The organism is Loktanella agnita, assembly GCF_046640325.1.
Classification (GTDB): domain Bacteria; phylum Pseudomonadota; class Alphaproteobacteria; order Rhodobacterales; family Rhodobacteraceae; genus Yoonia; species Yoonia agnita.
On sequence record NZ_JBJMBF010000002.1, the window covers coordinates 40,016 to 56,692 of the forward strand.

General features: G+C 57.8%; 18 protein-coding genes. 9 read left to right on the plus strand and 9 right to left on the minus strand.

The window, feature by feature from the left end:
* The first annotated feature begins 15 nt into the window (after positions 1 to 15).
* The 8 genes from crcB (at position 16) to ACJ5NV_RS02275 (ending at position 7,746) form a co-directional block, all read left to right on the plus strand.
* The gene (gene crcB / locus ACJ5NV_RS02240) at positions 16 to 393 is read left to right on the plus strand and encodes a fluoride efflux transporter CrcB (RefSeq protein WP_411641989.1); all 378 of its coding nucleotides are present in this window, start codon (positions 16 to 18) and stop codon (positions 391 to 393) included.
* The gene (locus ACJ5NV_RS02245) at positions 390 to 1,445 is read left to right on the plus strand and encodes an RluA family pseudouridine synthase (protein WP_411641990.1); all 1,056 of its coding nucleotides are present in this window, start codon (positions 390 to 392) and stop codon (positions 1,443 to 1,445) included. The genes crcB and ACJ5NV_RS02245 overlap by 4 nt, the downstream gene beginning before the upstream one ends.
* Positions 1,438 to 2,106 carry an HAD-IA family hydrolase gene (locus ACJ5NV_RS02250; protein WP_411641991.1) on the plus strand — a complete coding sequence of 223 codons (669 nt, stop codon included), beginning with the start codon at positions 1,438 to 1,440 and terminating at the stop codon, positions 2,104 to 2,106. Before ACJ5NV_RS02245 ends, ACJ5NV_RS02250 begins: the two co-directional genes overlap by 8 nt.
* Positions 2,106 to 2,816, plus strand: coding sequence for an ATP12 family chaperone protein (locus tag ACJ5NV_RS02255; RefSeq protein WP_411641992.1), 711 nt, complete (start codon positions 2,106 to 2,108; stop codon positions 2,814 to 2,816). Before ACJ5NV_RS02250 ends, ACJ5NV_RS02255 begins: the two co-directional genes overlap by 1 nt.
* A 296-nt stretch (positions 2,817 to 3,112) precedes the next feature.
* Positions 3,113 to 4,132 (plus strand): amino acid ABC transporter substrate-binding protein, encoded by a 1,020-nt coding sequence (locus ACJ5NV_RS02260; RefSeq protein ID WP_411641993.1) that lies wholly within the window; start codon positions 3,113 to 3,115, stop codon positions 4,130 to 4,132.
* Positions 4,133 to 4,271: 139 nt separating this feature from the next.
* Entirely contained in the window at positions 4,272 to 5,510 is a 1,239-nt protein-coding gene (locus ACJ5NV_RS02265) for an amino acid ABC transporter permease (RefSeq protein ID WP_411641994.1), read from the plus strand.
* A 1-nt stretch (position 5,511) separates the two neighbouring features.
* Positions 5,512 to 6,942: an amino acid ABC transporter permease gene (locus ACJ5NV_RS02270; RefSeq protein WP_411641995.1), complete on the plus strand. Its 1,431-nt coding sequence runs from the start codon at positions 5,512 to 5,514 to the stop codon at positions 6,940 to 6,942.
* A gap of 12 nt (positions 6,943 to 6,954) precedes the next feature.
* The gene (locus tag ACJ5NV_RS02275) at positions 6,955 to 7,746 is read left to right on the plus strand and encodes an amino acid ABC transporter ATP-binding protein (protein WP_411641996.1); all 792 of its coding nucleotides are present in this window, start codon (positions 6,955 to 6,957) and stop codon (positions 7,744 to 7,746) included.
* Between the two features lie 388 nt (positions 7,747 to 8,134).
* Here the strand turns inward: ACJ5NV_RS02275 and ACJ5NV_RS02280 are convergent, their stop codons facing one another.
* From ACJ5NV_RS02280 to ACJ5NV_RS02290, 3 genes are all read right to left on the minus strand, one after another.
* The gene (locus tag ACJ5NV_RS02280; protein WP_411641997.1) at positions 8,135 to 8,734 is read right to left on the minus strand and encodes a TetR/AcrR family transcriptional regulator; all 600 of its coding nucleotides are present in this window, start codon (positions 8,732 to 8,734) and stop codon (positions 8,135 to 8,137) included.
* A 3-nt stretch (positions 8,735 to 8,737) separates the two neighbouring features.
* Complete coding sequence (locus ACJ5NV_RS02285; RefSeq protein WP_411641998.1) at positions 8,738 to 9,382, minus strand: DsbA family oxidoreductase; 645 nt, start codon at positions 9,380 to 9,382, stop codon at positions 8,738 to 8,740.
* Between the two features lie 176 nt (positions 9,383 to 9,558).
* On the minus strand, positions 9,559 to 10,128 hold the full coding sequence (locus tag ACJ5NV_RS02290; protein ID WP_411641999.1) for a carboxymuconolactone decarboxylase family protein: 570 nt from the start codon (positions 10,126 to 10,128) through the stop codon (positions 9,559 to 9,561).
* A gap of 467 nt (positions 10,129 to 10,595) precedes the next feature.
* Here ACJ5NV_RS02290 and ACJ5NV_RS02295 point away from each other — a divergent pair, with 467 nt between their 5' ends.
* Positions 10,596 to 11,840: an MFS transporter gene (locus tag ACJ5NV_RS02295; RefSeq protein ID WP_411642272.1), complete on the plus strand. Its 1,245-nt coding sequence runs from the start codon at positions 10,596 to 10,598 to the stop codon at positions 11,838 to 11,840.
* Here the strand turns inward: ACJ5NV_RS02295 and ACJ5NV_RS02300 are convergent.
* Genes ACJ5NV_RS02300 through ACJ5NV_RS02325 form a run of 6 tightly spaced genes read right to left on the minus strand, consistent with a single transcriptional unit; the run spans position 11,837 to position 16,650 of the window.
* On the minus strand, positions 11,837 to 12,751 hold the full coding sequence (locus ACJ5NV_RS02300) for an alpha/beta fold hydrolase (RefSeq protein ID WP_411642001.1): 915 nt from the start codon (positions 12,749 to 12,751) through the stop codon (positions 11,837 to 11,839). The two genes, ACJ5NV_RS02295 and ACJ5NV_RS02300, sit on opposite strands and share 4 nt — an antisense overlap.
* A 28-nt stretch (positions 12,752 to 12,779) precedes the next feature.
* Positions 12,780 to 13,700: an ornithine cyclodeaminase family protein gene (locus ACJ5NV_RS02305; protein WP_411642002.1), complete on the minus strand. Its 921-nt coding sequence runs from the start codon at positions 13,698 to 13,700 to the stop codon at positions 12,780 to 12,782.
* Positions 13,697 to 14,320 (minus strand): HAD family hydrolase, encoded by a 624-nt coding sequence (locus tag ACJ5NV_RS02310; protein WP_411642003.1) that lies wholly within the window; start codon positions 14,318 to 14,320, stop codon positions 13,697 to 13,699. Before ACJ5NV_RS02310 ends, ACJ5NV_RS02305 begins: the two co-directional genes overlap by 4 nt.
* Positions 14,321 to 14,380: 60 nt before the next feature.
* A complete protein-coding gene (locus ACJ5NV_RS02315) occupies positions 14,381 to 14,830 on the minus strand; it encodes a YaiI/YqxD family protein (RefSeq protein ID WP_411642004.1) in 450 nt (149 codons plus the stop codon).
* A gap of 22 nt (positions 14,831 to 14,852) precedes the next feature.
* Positions 14,853 to 15,683 carry an S-formylglutathione hydrolase gene (gene fghA, locus ACJ5NV_RS02320; protein ID WP_411642273.1) on the minus strand — a complete coding sequence of 277 codons (831 nt, stop codon included), beginning with the start codon at positions 15,681 to 15,683 and terminating at the stop codon, positions 14,853 to 14,855.
* Between the two features lie 31 nt (positions 15,684 to 15,714).
* The gene (locus ACJ5NV_RS02325; protein ID WP_411642005.1) at positions 15,715 to 16,650 is read right to left on the minus strand and encodes an AEC family transporter; all 936 of its coding nucleotides are present in this window, start codon (positions 16,648 to 16,650) and stop codon (positions 15,715 to 15,717) included.
* Between the last annotated feature and the right edge of the window lie 27 nt (positions 16,651 to 16,677).

Here is a 16,677-nt window from a genome sequence, read left to right on the forward strand (position 1 = left end):
GGCGAAGGCACAGGCATGATGACAACTCTCCCTTATGTGGCCCTTGGCGGTGCCATTGGCGCGGTCGGGCGTTATGGCGTCAACGTGACGGCGATGCGGCTATTCGGCCCCGGTTTTCCCTGGGGCACGGTGGCTGTCAACGTGCTTGGGTCATTCCTGATGGGGGTGATGGTGGTGCTTCTCGCGCACAAGGGCGACATGCGCTTTGCCCCCTTTCTGATGACCGGGGTGCTGGGCGGGTTCACCACATTTTCTGCCTTTTCCTTGGATGCCGTGACGCTGTTTGAGCGTGGTGAACTGGTGCAGGCGGCGGTTTATATTGTTGGCACCGTGCTGGTCGCCCTATTGGCGATTATTGCGGGAATGGCCCTGACAAGGATGGTGCTGACATGAGCGGCGTACAAACACGAACAATTGGTCCTGATGATGGTGACCAGCGGCTGGATCGGTATCTGCGCCGCCTGTTTCCACATTTGACACAGGGTCGCATCGAAAAGATGTGCCGCAAGGGTGAATTGCGCGTTGATGGCGGGCGGGTCAAAACGAATACCCGTCTTGAAACCGGGCAGGTGGTCCGCATCCCCCCCCTCCCGACCGAGGAAGAGGCCGCCGCAGCCGCGTCACTGGCCAAGCAAGGCGTGACCAAAGCGGACGCCAAGATGATCCAGTCCTGCGTGATCTATCGTGACGACCACATCATCGCGATCAACAAGCCTGCTGGTCTGGCCACGCAGGGCGGTTCTAAAACCACGCGACACGTGGATGGCATGGCCGAGGCGCTGAGTTTTGGCTATGATGAAAAACCCCGTTTGGTGCATCGGTTGGACAAGGATACCTCTGGCGTATTGTTGCTTGCACGTACACGGATGATGGCCAAACAGCTGACCGAAAACCTTAAGCATCGCGACACGCGCAAAATCTATTGGGCGGCGATTGCCGGTGTGCCGCAGCCGCGTGCGGCGACGATCAAATACGGGCTGGTCAAGGCGGCGGGCCACGGGCGCGGCGGCGAAAATGAAAAGATGCGCTGTGTGCACCCGCGCGAGGTGGCCACCACCGAAGGCGCGAAACGCGCCACCAGTGATTATGCGGTGATGGATACATTGGGCAGCCGGGCATCATGGTGCGCGCTTGTGCCGATCACGGGACGCACCCACCAGCTGCGCGCGCATATGGCCGAAATCGGGCATCCGATCATCGGTGATGGTAAATATGGCGGATCGGGCCAAGAAAACTTGGGCGATGGCTGGGGCGCAGGCATGGGCGGCGAGATTAGCCGCAAAATGCACCTGCATGCTCGCAGCCTGACCATCGAGCATCCGGCAACAGGGGCAACGCTGCATCTGACGGCACCCTTGCCCGAACATATGCAAAACACATGGGATTACGTGGGATGGGTGGTGGAACACGCACCTGTTGACCCGTTCAATATGCCTGATGACTGATTTGCGACTGCTGATTTTTGACGTCGATGGCACGCTCGTCGACAGTCAGGCTGAAATCATGGCGGCCATGCAGATGGCCTTTGCTGGTGAAGGTATCGTGATGCCCGCGCGCGATGCGGTTCTTTCAATTGTCGGCCTGTCGCTGGACCACGCGTTTCGGCGCTTGTCCCCTGCTTCGGATGACAATGCGCAGGGCAGGCTCGTGGCAGGATACAAGGATGCTTTCGGGGCGCTGCGGACGCAGGACAAGGAACTGGGCCCGCTGTTTCCCGGCGCGCGGGAGGTGCTAGAGGTTCTTAAGGCGCAAGACGACACTTTGCTGGCTGTCGCGACGGGCAAATCACGGCGCGGGCTTGACAAGGTGTTGGAACGGCACGGGCTGACGGGGATATTTCACAGCGAACAGGTGGCCGATGACCATCCATCAAAGCCAAACCCATCCATGATCCTGACTGCGCTGAACGAAACTGGCGTTGAACCGCAGAGGACGGTCATGCTTGGCGATACCACCTATGACATGGATATGGCCCGCGCGGCGGGCGTGCGCACGATCGGTGTCAGCTGGGGCTATCACCCGTCAGAGGATCTGCACCCTGATATTCTGATTGATGACTTCGCGGCTTTGCCGGGGGCATTTGACCAACTGACGAAAGCATCTTGATGAGTGACTGGCAGCCCAAACGATTCTGGACAGAGGCCAAAGTTGTGGCCGTTGATGGCGGCCACGCTGTGCATCTGGACGACCGGCCGGTCAAGACACCGGCCAAGGCCGGGCTGATTCTGCCGACCCGCGCATTGGCCGAAGCCGTCGCCGCAGAATGGGATGCACAAACCGAAAAGGTCGATCCGGGCACTATGCCGGTCACGCGTGGGGCTAATGCTGCTATCGACAAGGTGCGTACCCAGCGGGACGAAGTGGTCGCGATGCTGGCAGAGTATGGCGACAGTGATCTGCTGTGCTATCGCGCGCCGGGGCCTGACGGCCTGATCAAACGACAGGCAGCGGCGTGGGATCCGCTTTTGGATTGGGCGGCTGAGACGTTCAATGCCCGGCTCTGGGTTGGCGAAGGCGTCATGCATGTGTCGCAAAAACCAGAGATTCTGGCCCGGCTGACCCAGGAAATCGACAGTTTTGACGAATTTGCACTGGCTGCTGTGCATGATCTGATCAGCCTCTCTGGATCGTTGGTACTGGCGCTGGCGGTCACGCGGGAAAGGCTGACACCAATAGAAGCCTGGGACGTGTCGCGGGTTGATGAAGACTGGCAGATCGAACAATGGGGCGCGGATGATGAAGCCAGCGCGATGGCCGCGGTCAAACGCGCTGCGTTTTTTGATGCCGAACGGTTCTATCAACTGACGCGCGGCTAACGATCAGGCATCACCGGGCGCGAAATCCCCGGCCAGATACCGGCACCCCCGGCAATGTGATTTAAGATGAACAGGCTTTCAACAAAGAGCATTTCGCAGCAAAGGTTCTGAAATGTGCCAATTTTTGCGGCGTATGCCTTTGGTTCACCCTTTGTCACTCTTGACGTCTTTGAGTGAATCCGCACACTCTGCCACATGTTGGTCCGGGAGACCGGATTGATTTCTCTCATCTGCCTATGTGGATGGAATAAAAATTGGCCACCTTCATTTAGGTGGAAACTCAGGAAGAGGTAAAAATGAAAAAAACCGTATTCTTCGGCGCGCTGACTATAGCTGGTCTTGCTGCTGGCATGGCCTCGGCGGCGACGCTTGATGACGTGAAGGCCCGTGGCTCGCTGAACTGCGGCGTGACGACCGGTCTGACTGGTTTTGCTGCACCCGACGCCAATGGCGTTTGGGAAGGTTTTGATGTTGGTGTTTGCCGCGCCGTGGCTGCCGCTATCTTCGGTGATCCTACTGCCGTCGAATTCGTGCCGACCACTGGTGAAACACGCTTCACCGCGCTGTCCTCCGGCGAAATCGACCTGTTGGCCCGGAACACCACCTGGACAATGAGCCGTGACACCGATCTGAAATTCGATTTCGTTGGCGTGAACTACTATGACGGTCAAGGCTTCATGGTGCCAAAAGCACTTGGCGTGTCCTCGGCCAAGGATCTGGACGGCGCAACTGTCTGCATCCAGACCGGCACCACGACAGAGCTGAACTTGGCGGATTTCTTCCGTTCCAACAACATCAGCTACGAGCCTGTGCCAATTCAGACCAACGCCGAAGCCCAACAGCAATACCTTGCTGGTGCGTGTGACGTCTACACAACGGATGCTTCCGGTCTGGCCGCGACCCGTGCAACTTTCGAAGCACCCGGCGATCACGTCGTGCTGCCCGAAATTATCTCCAAAGAGCCTCTGGGCCCGCTTGTTCGCCACGGTGACAGCGAATGGGGTGACATCGCGCGCTGGACATTGAATGCGCTGATCGCTGCAGAAGAACTTGGCGTGACCTCGGCCAATGTTACCGACATGGCATCTGCACCAACCGACAACCCCGAAGTCAACCGTCTGCTGGGCACCGAAGGTGAACTGGGCGCTATGATCGGTCTGGAGGCTGACTGGGCTGTGAACGCGATTTCTGCTGGCGGCAACTACGGCGAACTGTTCGAACAGAACATCGGAGAAAGCACCCCAATCGGTCTGGCGCGTGGTCTGAACGCACAGTGGACCGAAGGCGGCCTGATCTACTCGCCTCCTTTCCGCTAAGATACTTTGGCAAAGGCCCGGCCCCGTGCCGGGCCTTTCGCCATATTACGCTAAAATAACGTCAAAAGAGCATCCCGCCGCGTGCGGCACCCGAAAATCGGGGCTGCCAAAATGAGAACGGGAGCCTGGGGAGAACGTCATGTCAATTCAAGCGGACAGTCCGCCGAAGTCGGGTTTCCGGCTTGAACAGCTTATCTATGACACGCGCTATCGTTCGATGACCATTCAGGTCGTCACGCTGGCCCTTGTCTGCTTTGGTATCTGGTATCTGGTAAACAACCTGCTGGAAAACCTTGGCCAGTTGGGGCTGGAGCCAAACTTCAACTTTCTGTCCAGCCGGGCGGGTTATGATATCGGCACAAGCCTGATTGCCTATGACAGTAGCATGAGCCACGCACGGGCAGCGCTGGTCGGGATCATGAACACGCTTCTGGTCGCGGTCATGGGCTGTGTCACGGCAACAATCATCGGTGTTCTGGCTGGGGTGATGCGCCTGTCGAACAACTGGCTGGTGAGCCGCCTGACGGCTGTCTATGTCGAAGGGTTCCGCAATGTGCCGTTGCTGTTGTGGATCGTGCTGATCTACGCGATCATGTCAGAAGGCATGCCGCAACCTCGCGATTTTCGCCCTGACGCGGATGGCAACGCCGCCGCATCCATGATTTTCGATAGCTTTGCCATCACAAACCGCGGGATTTACCTGCCCGGACCGACCTGGATGCCGGAAGCTGCCGGTATGGTTGTCGTGCTTGCGATTGTGTTCGTATTGTCGGTGATCGGCGCGTTCATGTATCGCCGCTACGCCAAGAAGCTGCTTTATGATACGGGTAAGTTGCTTCCAATGTTCTGGCCGGCTCTGCTGATCGCCATCGTGCCGGCAATCCTTTTCTATTTTATTCTGGGTCGCCCTGTCGGGCTGAGCTACCCGGAACTCGGTGGGTTCAACTTCAGGGGCGGTATCCAGATCAGCACCCCGCTCGTGGCGCTCTGGCTGGCATTGTCGCTATACACTGGTGCCTTTATCGCAGAGATCGTCCGCGCGGGTATCCTCGCCGTGAGCAAGGGGCAATCGGAAGCGGCCTTTGCGCTTGGGATGCGGCCAAACCGGACGATGAACTTGATCATTCTGCCGCAGGCGATGCGGGTCATCATCCCGCCGCTGATTTCGCAGTTCCTGAACCTGACCAAGAACTCCTCACTCGCCATCGCGGTGGGTTATCCGGACGTGCGTGCCACGCTGGGGGGGATCACGCTGAACCAGACGGGCCGCGCGTTGGAATGCATGTTGCTGCTGGGCCTGTTCTATCTGGCGCTGTCACTGGTGATTTCGTTCTTCATGAACATCTACAATAATCGTAAAAAACTGGTGGAGCGGTGATATGAGCGACACACATGCACAAACCGTTCCCTACGTCCGCGATACGATGCTGCCGCAGGCGGAACCGCCATTGGGCGAAAAGGGTATTGTCAAATGGACGCGCGAGAATCTCTTTTCCAGCGTCCTGAATATCGCGCTGACAGTGCTTTCGGTGATCTTCATCGCCTATGTGCTGATGCATACGCTGCCTTGGTTCCTGAATGGTATCTGGAGCGCGTCTTCGCTGAGCGAATGCCGGGAGATCCGGAATGAAACACTGGGGCCGGATGCATCCGCCGCGTGTTTCGCCGTTCTCGGTGATCGCTGGCAGCAGCTTGTTTTCGGCTTTTATCCCAATGACGCCTACTGGCGGCCAGTGCTGGCGCTGATCGTCTTCCTCTTGGGGCTGATGCCCGTACTGTTTGACAAGGTTCCGCGTCAAGCGCTGATCTTCACCGCCGCGGCGCCGTTTCTGTGCTACATGCTTTTATGGGGCGGGTCGATCTGGGGGCCAATTCTTGTGGGTGCCGGGCTGATAGCTGTTGGTTTCGCGTTCACCAAAACGACTTCAGCAACAAATGCTATTGTAGGAGCGCTAGTCGCCACACTGGTATTTCTATGCACTTTTGCCGATCCAGTGAGCTTGCTTCTTTCCTCATTCAACTGGGTGCTTGATTGGTTTGGCGGTGAACCCAAATTGACGTTAAATGTGTTCGGATTTGACCTGCTTTCAATCTTCCCACTAGTTGGAAGCGGCACAAATTTTCTAAATGGACTCACAGATGAAGTCGTCGGGTTGCCCTTTATCGCGTCCAAGGATTTTGGCGGGTTCACCCTATCGTTGGTCATCGGGGCCGCCAGTATCGTGCTGTCACTGCCGCTGGGCATTCTTTTGGCGCTGGGGCGGCAATCGCCACTGCTGATCGTCAACAAGCTGTCGGTGGCCTTTATCGAGATCATCCGCGGCGTGCCTCTGATCGTCTGGCTTTTCACCGCATCGCTGCTGCTCAACTACTTCCTGCCGAAGGGCACGAGTTTCGACCTGACCCTGCGTGTGATCATCATGGTGACCCTGTTCTCGGCAGCCTACATCGCCGAGGTTGTGCGCGGTGGTCTCGCCGCCCTGCCAAAGGGGCAGTATGAGGCCGCAGATGCACTGGGTCTGGATTACTGGCAGGCGATGCGCCTGATCATCCTGCCGCAGGCGCTGAAAATCTCGATCCCCGGTATCGTGAACACCTTTATTGGCTTGTTCAAAGATACCACGCTGGTGGTTTTCATCGGCTTGTTTGACCCGCTCGGGCTGACCAACGCAATTCGGGCAAGCACCGATTGGAATGGCATCTACTGGGAGCTTTACGTCTTCATCGGTGTGATGTTCTTCATCTTCTGCTTCAGCATGGGGCGCTACTCACTTTACCTGGAGAAAAAGCTCCAGCGTGAAAACCGCTAAGGAGACCTGACAATGGTTGAAATGACAAAAGAACGCGACGTGGATCGCAGCCAGATGCAGGTCTCAGACGAGGTCGCCATCGAAGTCCACGACATGAACAAGTGGTACGGGACCTTTCACGTGCTGCGCGACATCAATCTGACGGTGAACCGGGGAGAGCGGATCGTGATCTGCGGACCCTCCGGTTCGGGCAAATCCACCCTGATCCGCTGCATCAACCGGCTGGAAGAACATCAGGCGGGCCGGATTATCGTGGACGGGACGGAACTGTCGTCGGACTTGAAAAACATCGACAAGATCCGGTCAGAAGTGGGCATGTGCTTTCAGCACTTCAACCTTTTCCCGCATCTGACGATTTTGGAAAACTGTACGCTGGCCCCAATCTGGGTGCGTAAGACGCCTAAGAAAGAGGCCGAAGCGACAGCGATGCATTTCCTTGAAAAGGTGAAAATCCCCGATCAGGCCAATAAATACCCCGGCCAGCTTTCAGGTGGGCAACAGCAACGTGTTGCTATCGCCCGGTCGCTTTGCATGAAGCCACGGATCATGCTGTTTGACGAACCAACATCGGCGCTTGATCCCGAAATGATCAAAGAAGTGCTCGATACGATGATTGAACTGGCCGAGGAAGGTATGACCATGCTCTGCGTCACGCACGAGATGGGCTTTGCACGGCAGGTGGCGAACCGCGTGATCTTTATGGATCAGGGCCAGATCGTAGAGCAGAACGAGCCCGAGGAATTCTTCCTCAATCCGCAATCCGAGCGGACACAGTTGTTCCTCAGCCAGATTCTCGGTCACTAATTGCCCGCAGTCCCGGACACGATCCGGGACCTCTGAACAGACAAAGCCGCCGCGTTGCAAAACGGGGCGGCTTTTTTTGAGTCCACTTAAAAGGGTCAATATCGCGTCGGACACTTATCGGACTTCCATCTGACCGTTGGACGGGTTTTCCTAGGTTAAGGGTGCGGGCGGTTGGAGTGGTTAAGGTGTGGTTAATTGTTCTGCATTGATCGCGCGGAAACGGCGGATTGCATACATTTGCTGCGGGAGACGAGACCGCCTTTTTACTTGCCTCGCTTTTTGTCGCGGGAGGCACCCTTTCTACCACCTCAAAATGGAAAGCGTTCGCCCCCACCAGATCATCCATCCAGAAGCTGAATACTTCGACTGGAACAGCGCGCCAAAGTTTCTAATTTGTCATGCCAAGCTGCATCGTTTCCTGTGCCATGTCTTCGGCCAAGGCGATCAAGTCCGCTTGCGGCACGCCACGTAGCAATTCGACCCGCAACGCTGTGATGTTGGCTTGATACCGTCTCGCCAGCCGGTCGGGGTCCGCGTTCGTCGAAATTTCCTCACTGGTGCGGGCGGCCTCGAAAATGCTGGCGAATTCAGCGTGCATGTCGTTCAAATAGTTTTGTGATACCTGCGCAATCTTGGGGTCGGTGGATTTCGTATCCACAAGCGTTTTCATCAACATGCAGGCTTGGCGAGATGGGTCACCATCACCGAGATCGACGTAGTTTTGGAACTGCGCTGCCAAGCAAGCCAAGGGCGAGGCCGAGGCGGCTGCTTCGGCGCGGAAGCGCGCGCGCGATAAGTTGAAATATCGCTCGATCGCCAGCAGGTAGAGGTTTTCCTTACTGTCAAAAGCCGCATAAATGCTGCCGGGCTTCATCTGCAACGCCACTTCCAGATCCTTGAGGGACGTGGCGTAATAGCCTTTGCGCCAAAACACCTCCATCGCTGCATCAAGGGCTGCATCCCGATCATAATTTGCAGCGCGCGCCATGGGTTAGTCCTTCATTTCGGCCAGTTGGGTCAAAATACTGGTGTAATTGTCCACGCCTTGCGCCCCTGTGACAAGGTGTTTGCGGTCGAAAACCACGGCCGGCACGCCTGTGATGCCCTGCTGTTGCCAGAAGGTTTCCGTGTTGCGCACGTCGTTGGCAAAGCGTTGGTCGTCCAGCACGGCCAAGGCTTCATCACGGTCCAGACCGATCTCTGAAGCAATATCCGCCAGCACGGTGTTGTCAGATAGATCGCGTCCTTCTGTAAAATGCGCTTCGAACAACGCCATTTTCAGGTCGTGCTTGCGGTCTTGGGTTTCGGCCCAATGCAGCACCTGATGGGTGTTGAAGGTGTTGTGCATGCGGGAATCTTCATCCCAAGCGAAATCAAACCCGAGGCTGTCACCAAGCGCTTTCATCTGCTGGCGTGACTGCTCGGATTGCTCCGGCGTGCTGCCGTATTTTTCGATGATATGCGCACGCGTGTTTTGCCCCTCGGGGGGCATCTGCGGATTCAGCTCAAACGGGTGCCAGTGGATCTCATGAGCGGTGCCAGTCGCTTCGAGTGCCTGTGCAAGCTGACGATAGCCGATGATGCACCACGGGCACATCACATCGGACACAATGTCGATACGGAGCGGTTCAGTCATTTCAGTTCCTCATGCATAGTCGCCCGCAAGCCAATAGGCGAAAATCATTGTTTGCGCGATGCGCAATGTGTGCCACCTGCGACGAGACTACATGATCAACTTCGTCCTAGGGTTCTTGTTCGTCGCATGAGGGAAGCGAATATCGCTTCCCTCTTTTGGCATAACCTAATTGGGCGTCACTCGGCGGCGACGTCCGATGTCTTTTCCCAAGCGAACTTTTGGAACACTTGATCGACGGGCGTTTTGGCAAAGTGGTTGGTGTAGTTTGACATCAGCTTTTGCGCGGCGCCCAGAATGATTTCGAGGATGTTGGTTTCAGTATAGCCTGCGTCGAGGAAGGCCTGCGTATCAGCGTCAGCAACGAAACCGCGGTCACGAATAAGCGCCAAGGTAAACGTCCGCAGCGCTTCGAGCTTGGCAGTCGGCAGTGGTGTTTCATTACGCAGGGCTTCGGTGATCGCGTCGTCGACCTGCATCATTTTCGCGATACCGGTGTGGGCGGGCACACAATAGTGACAGTTGCTTTCAACGTTGATCGTCTGCCAGACGACAGTCTTTTCTTCGTTCGTCAGGCTGGTGGCCATGAACTGTTCATGGGCAACCTGATAGGCCGCCAGCAAAGGCGGGGCATCAGCCATCGTGCCATGCAGGCCAGGAATGCGGCCATTGGCCTTAAGTGATTTTTCCAACAAAGGCTTGCCGGACTCTGGTGCAGTTTCGACGGTGTGGATTTTGAAGGTCGCCATGATGTGCTCTTTCAGGATTTTGGAATGTAACACCGACTTAGTTCTGTTTGAGTGATTGCTCACCAATATTATTGAGCAATCACTCAAATGTGAGGCTGATCAGTCCTGCAACATCGCCATCAGCTACGGTTGCGCCGATATTGTGAGGATTACCCGCGTTTCAGGTTGATCGGAAAAACGATGTGCCAGAGGCCCTTGAATGCCGCAACATCGTCGCATTTCAGCCGGTCCTTGAAATGACGCTCAACATTCTTGTCTGCTACGACACGACAGCTGCAAACGGTAATCTACTGTTTGTCGTAGCCCATGGTTTGAATAGTTATGGCACCTTTAGCGAAGCCGCGCCGCAGCATCTGCTAACATTCGGCACTGCTGCTTTGCGTCGTCGCCAGCCATCACTCCCCGTGATCCCTACCATCACACTGCCCCCGATTGACAAAACCACCCCTCCGCCCTCAACTGCCGGGATGGAACATCGTGCGCCTTTGATCACTCCGGTTCTGGTGGCCGGCTGTCTGATTATCATGACTGGCTTTGCCATTCGTGCCTCTTTCGGCGTGTTTCAGATCCCGATTGCTGAGGAGTTTGGCTGGCTGCGGAGTGATTTCAGCCTTGCCATTGCGATTCAAAACCTTGCCTGGGGGATTGGTCAGCCGATCTTTGGCGCGATTGCCGAGAAGATCGGAGATCGCAAGGCGATCATCCTTGGCGCGTTGTTCTATGCGGCTGGCTTGCTGCTCTCTGCAGGTGCGACGACCCCGCTGGCCCATCAGTTTTACGAGGTGCTGGTGGGCTTTGGTATCGCGGGCACCGGGTTTGGCGTGATCTTGGCCGTGGTGGGCCGGGCGGCGTCGGATGAAAACCGCTCTATGGCGTTGGCCATCGCCACTGCTGCGGGCTCTGCCGGGCAGGTGTTTGGTGCGCCCTTGGCCGAATATATGCTGAGCATCATGACATGGCAGATGACCTTTGTCAGCTTCGCGGGTCTGATCCTGGCGGTGTTGCTGGTGTTGCCGATGATGCGCAGCCCGGCCCCGGCCAGCAAGACGGAGTTGGAAGAGAGCATGGGCACCGTGCTGCGCCGTGCCTTTGCGGACCCGTCCTATACGATGATCTTTCTGGGCTTCTTTTCCTGCGGCTATCAACTGGCCTTTGTCACCGCCCATTTCCCTGCGCTGGTGACAGAGATGTGCGGTCCAATTGATCAGGGCGGTACGTTGGCCCGGCTGGGTGTATCGACCACAAGCGCGCTGGGGGCGGTAGCGATCTCTCTCATCGGGTTGGCAAATATTGGCGGTACATTGCTGGCCGGTTGGGCGGGCAAGCGGTATTCCAAGAAATACCTGCTGGCGGGCATTTATACGGGCCGCACGATTATCGCTGCTGCTTTCATTCTGTTCCCGATTACACCGACAACGGTGCTGCTGTTCTCGGTCGGGATGGGGTCGCTGTGGTTGGCGACTGTGCCGCTGACCTCTGGTTTGGTCGCGCATCTGTATGGGCTGCGGTATATGGGGACGCTTTACGGGATTGTCTTTTTCTCGCACCAGTTGGGGTCGTTCATGGGCGTTTGGCTGGGCGGGGCGCTCTATGATATTTACGGCACCTATACCCATGTGTGGTGGGTTGGTGTGGCTGTGGGCGCGTTCAGCGCGCTGGTCCATCTGCCGATCCGCGAGCGTCGGTCGCCGGTGATGGCGCCTGTGCGTTAGCGCAGGGCGTGCCGTAGCGCGTCCAACGCCTCTGCGCTATGGGTGTAGGGCAGGGCGTGGGTCGCCCCTTTCACCACTTCCTGCCGGGCCGCCCGATTCCATTTTGCCAGAATATCTTTGGATTTGATCGAGATGGTCGCGTCTTTTTCGGCCCAGATGGCGATGACTGGCACGTCTTCGTGTTGCAGCATGCGGTGATCCTTTTCCAGCTTTTCGGACAGCATGCCCCGACGGCTGGACAAGATTGCGGGCAGGAAACCCTTGCGCCGCAATTCGTTACGTTGGGCGACCAGCACGCGGTTGACCTCTGGCCGGGCGGTGCTTTTGGGGATCGCTTCCAGAATGCGCTTGCGCGCAAAGAGCCCGTGCACCCAGTCCCCAACGATAGGCATCATCCGGCAAAACCGTGCAAAACCCCCTTCGGTCGTTTTCACCCCTGCAGGAGCGAACAGCACGACCCGTGTAATCCGGTGCGGGTTTTCGGCGGCAAAAGCAGTGGCGATGGACCCACCCATGGAATAGCCCGCCAGCGTAATATCTCCACGGATCCCCTGATGCGCCAGCAGATCAGTCAGCTGCTGCAGGAAGAACACCCGATTCTGCGCGCCAGTCGGGGCATCGGACAGGCCGCGCCCGTAAAGATCATAGGTCAGGACCCGGTAGCCCATACCGCCCAACCCTTCGGCGATCCCGTCCATGGCGACAAGTGGTGTGGTCAGCCCGTGGATGATCACTGCGACCGGTCCACGCACCGGTCCGACCCAACGGAAATGGGTTACACCCTGCGAGAGCTGCGCAAAATCGCCTTCTGCGTTTTGGCGCTGCTTGGGTCCAATCGTGGGCCGTATCATTTCCAGCAATCGCGGTGCCGCAATCACCAGAATGACGCATAGAGTGATCACATACCACATATGACCGATGTCCTTTCGATATCGTGGGTCAGCTTTCAGGATCCGGCTTACAGGCCGCAAGTATGTAACGGCTGGTCATGAGATCAAGATGCGCCCCACCACCATTCTTGAAGACTGTGATGTCTTTGTCATCATGGCGTTTAAAGCGGTCTAACGCATAATAGTCTGCGATGACATCGTTTTTTCCAATAGCGCCGCGTGCGATAGGGTCTTTCAGTTCGCCGATATGCTCCAGCGTGGTTTCGAAGCTATCCACGAAAATCCGCCCCTTTTGCAGGACAGCATCATCTGCTTCGCGCATGTCGGGGCGGTAGGCGCCGATCAGGTCAATATGTTGCCCCGGTTGCAGCCAATCGCCCCGGATCAGCGGGTCGGTAGACATGGTCGCGACGGTGACGATATCCGCCACACGGATGGCGGTTTCCAGATCATCGGCGATGGCGATGTCGGGCCAGATCTGTTGCAAGGCCTGCGCCCCGGCAGGGGACCGGTTCCAGACTGTAAAACGGGCATCGGGGAAGGCGGCACCATAGGCGGCGCGCAGCGATTGCGCCACGGTGCCTGCACCGACGATCAGGATATTCCGACTATCCGGTCGCGCCAGACGCCGTGCGGCAAGCAGGCTGTCCCCGGCGGTTTTCCATTTGGTGACAAGATGAAAATCAAGGATTGCCTCTAGCGTGCCGTCCTTGCCGGAAAACAGGTTTACCGCGCCGCCGACCGCCGGTTTGCCATGTGCCTTGTTGCCCGGAAAAATGGTGGCACATTTCACCGCCAGTCCCAGCCCGTCGACCCATGCTGACCGGTTCAGCAGCGTGTTGTCCCCTTGGTAGAGGAACACATCCGCGACCTCGGCTTTCGGATGTTGATGCCCTGCGGCCAGCGCGTCGGTTAGGGCAAGCCAGTCCAGATGCGCTTCGCCCTCTGCAAAGGAAATCGTGACGGTCATTGTGCGGCCTCTGGTGTCAGCAGCCCGTCTGCCACCAGCCGGTCGGCCCAACCTTGTGGTCCGGTGAACAAATGCGTCTGCCAGCCCCGCGCCGCAGCGGCGGTGATATTGTCCTGCCGGTCATCGGTAAATAGCAGTGTGGCTGGGTCCAGTCCGCAATCCTGTTCGACCATTTCATAAATCTGCGCGTCTGGCTTGATGCAGGCCATATGCCCCGAGATATAGCGTCGGTCGAATTCGCCTAGAAACGGGTAGACCGGTTCGGCGATGTCAAAGGTCTGGATGCCGAAATTGGTCAGCGCAAAGACAGGTACGCCCGCGCCGCGCAAGCTGCGTAGCAGCCGGACAGAATGATCAATGGCCGGAGCCGCCATGTCGATCCAGCGGTCATGCCACATCAGCACCTCGTCCCGCCAATCGGGGTTGGCGTCAGCGGCGGCATGGATGGTGTCGCGGAAATTGCCGCCCCGGTCGACCACGTCATTGATCCCGTGCAGATCAATCGTGGCGAACATCGCCTTGCGCCGTTCGGGGCCGATCACGCTGTCGTAAAACCGTTCGGGCTGCCATTCGATCAGCACATTGCCGATATCAAAGATAACCGCGTTGACCTGCGTCATGATGGTGTCCTTGTCTTTTGGACCACCTTACCCCGCTGATAGAGGCTGTAAACCAGATGTTCAGACGTGGCGTGCTGCCGCCCGCACTACCCGTTCCAGCGCGTCAAGGAACCGCGCCCGATCTGCTTTGCTGAAAGGTTTGCCGCCGCCTTGGCGAAAGGGATCGGCCGCGCGCATGTCGGTCATCAGGTCGCGGGTGGCCAGCACGTTGCCGATGTTTTTCTCGGTCAGCGCTTCGCCGTTATGTTTCAGCACCAGCGCCCCGTTTGCAATACAGCGGTCAGCCAGCGGGATGTCACCGGTGATGACCACATCGCCTTTGGTGACCCGGTCGGCAATCCACATGTCAGCCACGTCCGGCCCATCGGGTACGATCACCGTTTCGACCAGCGGGTTGGGCGAGGGCCGGATGCCGCCGTTTGAGACGACAAACATCCGCAGCTTGTGTCGGGTGCCGACCCGTTCGACCTCTGCCTTGACGGGGCAGGCATCTGCATCGACGTAAATCATCTGTGCTCCTGCGTTGCGCCGGTCAGGTGTAAAGCGCGTCTGCGTGGAAGGCGACGTGGTCTTCCATGAAAGTCGCGATAAAGAAATAGCTATGATCATAGCCCTTTTGCAGCCGCAGCGTGCCGGGCTGGCGTTTGGTGGCCATGGCGGCGGCAAAGGCCTCTGTCCCCAGAAGATCACCGAACTGATCATCGGTGCCAGTGTCGATCAAAAGCGGCCCGTCAAAGCCCGGCCCTTGCATCAGCAGGGTCGCGTCATGGGGTCCCCATTTGCTTTCATCCGCGCCCCAATAGGCAGTGAATTGTTTGCGGCCCCAGTCGCTTTGTGTCGGGTTGCAGATCGGGGCAAAGGCGCTGACCGATCGGAACCGTCCGGGCAAGGCCATCGCCATCGTCAGCGCGCCGTGCCCCCCCATGGAATGCCCGCAAATCGACTGCCGTTCCATATCCAGCGGAAAGCTGTCGCCCAGCAGGCCGGGCAATTCTTCGGCGATATAGGTCCACATTTTGAAATGCTGCGCCCAAGGTGCCTGTGTCGCGTCAATGTAGAAACCCGCCCCTTGGCCCAGATCATAGGCGTTATCATCGGGCACGTCTTCGCCGCGCGGGGATGTGTCGGGAAAGACCAGCGCGATCCCATGTTCAGCGGCCCAGGCTTGGGCGCCCGCCTTGGTCATTACGTTTTCATGGGTGCAGGTCAGCCCCGACAGAAACCACAGGACGGGTACCGGGCCATAGGCGGACTCCTCCGGCAGGAACAACCCAAAGGTCATGTCGCAATTGCAGCTGGTCGAGCTGTGTGAATAGACCCCTTGGGTGCCCCCGAAGCAGCGGTTTTCGGAAATCGTTTTCATCATGCCCTCCCTGTGTTGGTTCAGGGCTACCCTACCGCAGATAGGTTGTCACCCATGCGATGGTGACCGACACGGTGACGATGCTGGCCGCTGTGGACAGCAGGATCGCGGCAGAGGCGCGGGAGGGCGCGACCCGGTAGTGCTGGGCGATGATGTAAACATTGCCCGCCACGGGCAGGGCCGCCGCCGCAATCATGACGCCTGCCATTGCGGGCGGCACGTTGAAGACCAGCAAGGCCGCAATGGCCACTGCCACCGGATGCAGCACCAGTTTGCACAGGCTGAGCCATGCCGCGACGGCCACCCGCTCTGCCGATTTGCTGGCCAGAGACGCACCGATGGCGAACAGCGCGCCGGGGGTGGCCGCGTTGCCCAGAAGGGTCAGGAATTCATTGATCGGCACCGGGACGGGCAGGGCAAAGGCTGAGACGAGCAGCCCAAGGCTGATGGACACGATCATCGGGTTCTTGATTAGCCCAACAGCGACCGTCACCAAAATTTTCGGAGACATCCGCCCGTCGCGCGCCCCGGTGATCAGGATCACGATCAAGCTGCCAAAGACGATCAGGTCCACCGCCAGCACCATCATGATCGGGCCGATGGCGGTTTCGCCCAGCAGCAGGACCAGCATCGGGATGCCCAGAAAACCCACATTACCGATGGTGGCGCATTGCGCCTCGACCGCGGCTTCGGTCACGGGGATACCTCGCCGCATCGCAACGGCGGTGGCGGTCAGATACACGGCAAGCGTTCCGGTCAGATAGGCAAGGACAAAGGACCAGTCAAAGATCGCGCCCAGCGACAGGTTGGCCGAGAACCGGAAAAGCATGGCCGACAGGGCAAAGTAAAAGACGAATTTCGTCAGATAGGCGGTAGCCTCTTCCGAAAAGAATTTGGTCCGCGCCGCGCCATACCCCAGCCCGATCAGCATGAAGAACGGTAATGTCTTTAGAAAGATGTCCCACATGAAACTGGCGCTATTCCCGTCTGCTTG